Annotated in this window: 4 protein-coding genes; 2 read left to right on the top strand and 2 right to left on the bottom strand. The window is 68.7% G+C overall.

The annotated features are described in order from the left end of the window. The first annotated feature begins 176 nt into the window (after positions 1–176). Together AC07OZ_RS29195 and AC07OZ_RS29190 are read left to right on the top strand one after the other, a co-directional pair. Entirely contained in the window at positions 177–998 is an 822-nt protein-coding gene (locus tag AC07OZ_RS29195) for a hydroxypyruvate isomerase family protein (RefSeq protein ID WP_495470522.1), read from the top strand. Between the two features lie 147 nt (positions 999–1145). Continuing rightward, positions 1146–2855 carry a trypsin-like serine protease gene (locus AC07OZ_RS29190; RefSeq protein WP_495470521.1) on the top strand — a complete coding sequence of 570 codons (1710 nt, stop codon included), beginning with the start codon at positions 1146–1148 and terminating at the stop codon, positions 2853–2855. On the opposite strand, the gene ileS is transcribed toward AC07OZ_RS29190, so the two are convergent. Both ileS and AC07OZ_RS29180 read right to left on the bottom strand, forming a co-directional pair. Further along, entirely contained in the window at positions 2822–5665 is a 2844-nt protein-coding gene (ileS, locus tag AC07OZ_RS29185) for an isoleucine--tRNA ligase (RefSeq protein WP_495470520.1), read from the bottom strand. The genes AC07OZ_RS29190 and ileS overlap by 34 nt on opposite strands. A gap of 128 nt (positions 5666–5793) precedes the next feature. After that, positions 5794–6870, bottom strand: a complete 1077-nt coding sequence (locus AC07OZ_RS29180; RefSeq protein ID WP_495470519.1) for a bifunctional riboflavin kinase/FAD synthetase — start codon at positions 6868–6870, stop codon at positions 5794–5796. Positions 6871–6918 lie beyond the last annotated feature (48 nt).

Genomic DNA, 6918 nt, shown 5'->3' with positions numbered 1-6918 from the left:
GTACTCGGAGCGAGTCTCTCCGCCCCAGCAACCCCACCATTGAAGCCCCGTTGGGCCGGCGCTTCAACCATACAAGCAGAGCGAACCGCAGGTGAGCGGCGCGAGTTGGCGCCCCAGCTCGGCCACTCCGCCGGCCCCGGGCGACCTTGTGCCGTGGCTCGGTCACACTACAGGCCATGCCCCGCTTCGCCGCCAACCTGAGTTTCCTGTACCAGGAGCTGCCGTTCCTCGACCGCTTCGAGGCTGCGGCGCGGGATGGTTTCACGGGCGTGGAGTGCCTGTTCCCCTACGACGTTCCCGCCTCCGAACTGCGCGCTCGCGCTTCGGCCCAGGGGCTGAGCGTCGTGCTGATCAACGCGCCTACCGGGGACTGGGCGGCGGGGGAGCGGGGCCTGGCGTCGATCGATGGCCGGGAAGGGGACTTCCGCGATTCCGTCGAGCGTGCACTCGCTTACGCCTCGGTCGTCTCATCGCCGCGCGTGCATGTGCTCGCCGGTCTGCTGCGCGCCGGGAGTGATCGCGATGCGGCGATCGCACGCTACGAAGAGCGGCTGCATTGGGCTGCGGCGCACGCCGCGAGCGCCGGCATCGGGCTGACGATCGAGCCCATCAATCCGCATGACATGCCTGGCTACCTGCTGCAACGGCAGGACGAGGCGCATGCAATCGTCGAACGCATCGGCGCATTGAACCTGACGGTCCAGATGGACCTGTACCACTGCGAACGCGTCGAGGGCGACGTGGTGGCACAGGTGCGCCGATACCTGCCGACGGGACGTGTCGGTCACTTCCAGATCGCCGGCGTTCCGGACCGGCATGAGCCGGACGAGGGCTCACTGGCCTGGCGGGCCGCGCTGGCGGCGATCGACGAGATCGCGGCGGCGACCGGATGGGATGGCTGGATCGGCTGCGAGTATCGACCCCGGCGCGGGGCGGTGCCCGGGGGCACCAGTGCCGGACTCGGCTGGTTGATCCAGACTCGACGGGAAATCGCCTGACGCGGGTTGCCTCCGCCATCTACTGAGCGGCTCCATGTCAAGCGAGGAGTCGCGGTGAGAGATTGTCGAGGGAACATTGCCGTCCCCATATCGGGACTGGCGATCGCCCTGTCTGGCGGCTTGGCCATCCTTCCGACGGCCCAGGCCATGATCATCAACGAGGCGAAGTTCGCCGAGCTCGGCGGGAATCTGGACGCTGTGGATCAGACCTTCCACGTGGTCGCCGCAAAGCTGCGCGAGCGCAGTCTGTCGACCCAGTTCCTGGTGTCCGGTTGGCTGGACGGGTGCACGGCGACCTGGTTGGGAGAGGAGGCGCTGTACACCTACCTCTTGACGGCCGCCCACTGTGTCAACGCAGAAAGCGGGCAGGCGAGGCCTAGCCGTCGGACCTTCCTGGACTGGTACGGAAACGTCATTGCATCGGGCGTGGGCTGGGCGTTCCGGCCGCCCAAGGCTCCCAATCCTCCAGAGAAATGGGACTACGCCGAGGACATTGCCGTGCTTCGATTGCCAAGGTGGGCAACGCCCACGGATGCCGTCGGCAGACCCCTGGCGCGGCCGACGATCGCCGAAGGGCGACTGAAGGTCCTGGAGACCGTCCACTTTGCGGGATACGGAGCGACCGGCGTCGGCATGAGGTGTCTGGACCTGCCGGCAGAGCAGCGGCGAATGGCGGGCGAGGCGGTCGTGAGCCGTGCTTCAGTTGACGATCGGGATGTCGTCTACACGCGCTATGACCCTGTGAATGCGGGGCCGTCGTGGGCGTTCCCGTTCCGGGGCGACAGCGGCTCGGCGTGGTGGCGCTTGCAGGACGGCTATTGGTTGTTGTCGGGCTTGACTGCCGGAGGCACGGACCCACCCCTGCAGACGATGTCTCCGCCCATGTCCCGCTACGCGACGTGGATCAAGGGCCTCTTCGCGGGCGCCGTGCTGCAGTCGGAACGCATGTCGGTGACCGCGTCCGCCCCCTTCGTCTCGCGGAACCATGCAGACGACCCGTCAGGCCCCGCCATCTTCTTCCTCATTCCGCCCCAGGCCGGCGCTGTCGGACCGGCCGTCGGTCGATGGTCGGGCGAGTCCGGGATGAGCGTGATCACGGTGGATGTGACGGAGTCCCGTACCGGCGCATCCGCCAAGATTCGGCTCCGCGCCGTGCGGGATGCTGCCGGCTGCCGCCGCGCACCCATCGAGGATGCGTCGCCGTGCGTCGGATCGCGGGACAGTCGGCTGAAGGTGGCGTTTCGCGCGGAAGACAATCCTGACTTGAAGGCCGGCGCGTACATCGGCCGCTTCGATGTCGACGTGTTGTCCTGGTCGGATCGCTCCTTTCGGGAGCGCGTGACCCTCCATGTCGACATCCGGCATCTGCTGCGGGGTCAGGTCTTGACCACGGCGGCCTATGTCTCGCCCAACCTGGCCAGAGAAACCAGACGTGGCTCGGTCTACTACACGGTGCCTCCCCAGGATGGGGCGCGGGGACCGGCGACCGGCCTGTGGAGCGGCAGTCACGGCCCCAGCAGGATCGACGTGACGGTGCGCGATGCGGTGAGCCAGCAGGAACGACAGGTCGTGTTGAGAGCGCATCGCGATCCCCTGTGCGGTGGAACGACGGCCCGCATGGAAGACGGCTTTTCCTGTGGCCGCTCGGCCGGATCAGTGACGGTGCGCTTCCATGCCGAGGACAACCCGCATCTGCCGCCCGGTCTCCACCGGGGGCGACTGACCCTGCAGGCGCGCGGCTGGACCGATTGGCGCTTCGATCGATTGATCGAACTCGACATCGATCTGGACACGCTCGGGCCGCCGCCGCCGCCCGTTCCCCGTCAAGCGATCGTCCGCACCTCGCCGTCGCCGTAGAGATTGCTCTCGCAGCGTCCGCAGATCGTCGGATGCGCCGGATTGACGCCGACGTCCGCGCGGTAGTGCCAGCAGCGCTCGCACTTCTGGTGGGTCGACGGCGTCACCGTGATGCTCAGCTCGCCGGCCAGCGTGACGCTCGCCGCGGACGTGATCAGCACGAACTTCAGGTCGTCGCCCAGGCTCTGCAGCAGGGCGAGGTCCTCGGCGTTCACGCCCAGCGCGACCTCGGCCTGCAGCGACGAGCCGATCGCGCCGGTCGTGCGCACTTCCTCGATCGCCTTGTTCACCGCATCGCGGATCTCGTGGATGCGGTTCCACTTCGCGATCAGTCCGTCGTCGTGCGCGACACCGACCGACCAGTAGGTCTCGGTGAAGATGGTGTCGCCGGCCTGCTTGCCGGCGAAGACCTTCCACGCCTCTTCGGCGGTGAAGCTCAGGAACGGCGCCATCCAGCGCAGCATCGCGTGCGTGATGTGCCACAGCGCCGTCTGCGCCGAGCGGCGGGCGGCCGACTTCGGCGCGCTCGTGTACAGGCGGTCCTTCAGCACGTCCAGGTAGAACGCGCCCAGGTCCTCCGAGCAGTACACCTGCAGCTTGGCCACCACCGGGTGGAACTCGTAGCGCTGGTAGTGCGCCAGGATCTCCTCCTGGAACTGCGCCGCGCGGGCCAGCGCGTAGCGGTCGGCCTCCAGCAACTGGTCCAGCGGCACGGCGTCCGTCGCCGCGTCGAAGTCCGAGGTATTGGCCAGCAGGAAGCGCAGCGTGTTGCGGATGCGGCGGTAGCCGTCCACGACGCGCGCGAGGATCTTCTCGTCGCCGGCGATGTCGCCCGAGTAGTCGGACGCCGCCACCCACAGCCGGATGATCTCGGCGCCCAGCTTCTTGCTGGTCTCTTGCGGATCGACGCCGTTGCCCTGAGACTTGCTCATCTTGCGGCCCTTGCTGTCCACGGTGAAGCCGTGGGTCAGCAGGCCGCGGTACGGCGCGCGGCCGTTGACCGCGCAGGAGATCAGCAGCGACGAGTGGAACCAGCCGCGATGCTGGTCATGGCCTTCCAGGTAGAGGTCGGCCTCCGGCCCGGTCTCGTGCGCCGCGCCGGCGTGCGAGCCCTTGAGCACATGCTGGAAGGTGGAGCCCGAGTCGAACCACACGTCCAGGATGTCCTGGCCCTTCGAGTACTGCTCCGCCTCCGCGCCCAGCCACTCGGCCGGGTCCAGCTTGGACCAGGCCTCGATGCCGCCGGCCTCGACCAACTGCGCGGCGCGCTCGATGAACTCCAGCGTCTTCGGATGCGGCTGGCCGCTGTCCTTGTGCAGGAAGATCGGCAGCGGCACGCCCCAGCTGCGCTGGCGCGAGATGCACCAGTCGGGCCGGCCGGCGATCATGTCGTGCAGGCGCGTCTTGCCGTTCTCGGGATAGAAGCTGGTCTGCTCGATCGCGTCCAGCGCCAGCTGGCGCAAGGTCTTGTCGGCCTTGTCGACGGTGAACACGCCGTCGCCCTCGTCCATGCGGACGAACCATTGCGCGGCCGCGCGGTAGATCACCGGCGACTTGTGGCGCCAGCAATGCGGATAGCTGTGGCGGATCTTGCTGTGCGCCATCAGGCGATTGGCGTCCTGGAGCGCCGCGGCGATCACCGGGTTGGCCTTCCAGATGTGCTGTCCGCCGAACAGCGGTAGCTCGGCTTCATAGACGCCGTTGCCCTGCACCGGGTTCAGGATGTCCTTGAACGCCAGCCCATGCGCGATGCACGAGTTGAAGTCGTCCACGCCGTAGGCCGGCGCCGAGTGGACCACGCCCGTGCCGTCGTCGGCGGTGGCGTAGTCGGCCAGGTAGACGGGGCTCTCGCGATCGAAGCCCGGATGCACGTGCGCGAGCGGGTGCTTGAACTTCAGCAGCTCGAGCGACTTGCCCGCCGTGACGGCGACGGTCTTCCCTTCGATGCCCCAGCGGGCCAGGCACTTCTCGACCAGCGCCTCGGCCACGACGAAGTAGCCGCGCTCGGTGTCGACCAGCGCGTACGGCAGCTCGGGGTTCAGGTTCAGCGCCTGGTTGGCGGGGATGGTCCACGGCGTCGTCGTCCAGATGACGGTGAACGCCTCCTTGTCCAGCCTGGGCACGCCGAAGGCCGCTGCGAGCTTCTCCGGCTCCGCGCTCAGGAAGGCCACGTCGACGGCCGGGGAGTCCTTGTCGGCGTATTCGATCTCGAACTCGGCCAGCGAGGAGCCGCAGTCGAAGCACCAGTACACCGGCTTCAGGCCGCGATAGACGAAGCCGCGCTCGAACAGGCGCTTGAGGACGCGCAGTTCGCCGGCCTCGTTCTTGAAGTCCATCGTCCGGTACGGATGGTCCCAGTCGCCGAGCACGCCCAGGCGCTTGAAATCGGTGCGCTGCTGGTCGATCTGCTCGGTGGCGTAGGCGCGGCTCTTCGCCTGCACCTCGTCGCGCGGCAGGCCGCGGCCGAAGGTCTTCTCGATCTGGTTCTCGATCGGCAGGCCGTGGCAGTCCCAGCCGGGGATGTAGGCGGCGTCGAAGCCCTCGAGCTGGCGCGCCTTGACGATCATGTCCTTCAGGATCTTGTTGACCGCGTGACCCATGTGGATCTGGCCGTTGGCGTAGGGCGGGCCGTCGTGCAGCACGAACTTCGGCTTGCCCTGGCGCGCGACGCGCAGCCGCTGGTAGATGCCCTGGTCTTCCCATTCCTGGACCCAGCCCGGCTCGCGCTTGGGCAGGTCGCCGCGCATCGGGAACGGGGTGTCGGGCAGGTTGAGTGTCGAGCGGTAGTCGGACTTGGAGTCGTCAGTCATGGCGGCGGCAATCGAAGGGGGCGGCCGGAGGAGGAAGCCGCGAGAGAAGAGGGGTGGCGCGCAGGACGGAACGAAGGGCCGCGCGCGCCGGCTGAGCGGTCGAGATGAGCGGTCGGGCGCTCAGCCCTTCAAATTCGGTCGCGGGTGGTCTGGCGGCGGACGGCGGCGTGGGTCGTCGCCGGTTCGGCGAAGTACGCGCGTGCCTGGCGGACGTCCTCGCGGATCGCGGCGGTCAGGGCGTCCAGGCCGTCGAAACGGGCTTCGTCACGCAGTTTGTGCAGGAGTTCCACGCGCACGAGTTTACCGTAGGCCTCGCCCGGCCCCAGGCGGTCGGCCAGCGCCGCCGGCCAGTCCAGCGCATGGACCTCCAGCAGCACGCGGCCGGCATCCTCGACCGTCGGCCGCACGCCCAGCGAGGCGACGCCGTCCAGCACGACGCCCCCGGCCTTGCCGAGGTTCCGGTCCTGATCGTCGAGCCCGTGCACGCGCACGGCGAAGATCCCGTGCGCCGCCGGCTTGTCATGGTCGAACTTCAGGTTCAGCGTGCGGAAGCCGTCGCCCTGGCCGGGCGCGGTCTCCGCCAACTGCCGTCCGAGCTTCTGGCCGTGGATCACGTGGCCCGAGATCGCGTAAGGCCGCCCCAGCAGCCGCGCCGCGCCGTCCATGTCGCCGGCGGCCAGCGCCTCGCGCACGGCAGAGCTGGAGACCCGCAGGCCGTGCACCTCGTAGCTCATCATCCGCGCGACGTCGAAGCCCAGGCGCTGCCCGGCCGCGTCCAGCGTCGCGTAGTCGCCCTGGCGCTTGGCGCCGAAGCGGAAGTCGTCGCCGACCAGCACGTACTTCGTCCCGAGGCCGTCGACCAGCACCCGCTGGATGAAGTCCTGCGCCGGCAGCGAGGCCAGCGCCTCGTCGAAGCGCAGCACCACGACCTGGTCGATGCCGCAGCGTTCCAGCTCCTGGAGCTTGTCGCGCAGCGTGGCGATGCGCGCTGGCGCCAGCTCGGGCTTGCCGAGCTTCCTGGCGAAGAAGTCGCGCGGGTGCGGCTCGAAGGTGAGCACGCAGGTCGGCAGGCCGCGGTGGCGGGCCTCCGACAGCAGCAGCGCCAGCATGGCCTGATGGCCGCGATGGACGCCGTCGAAGTTGCCGATCGTCAGCGCGCATTGCGCCGCGATGCCGGGATGGTGGAAGCCGCGGAAAACCTGCATGGGCGGGGATTATCAGCCGCCGCGCGCGGCGCCGCCGCCGATCGGTGG

It is taken from the genome of Roseateles sp. GW821-FHT09G03 (assembly GCF_059416045.1).
Note: the sequence above shows the minus strand (reverse complement) of the source record. Positions and strands in the feature narration are given on the sequence as shown.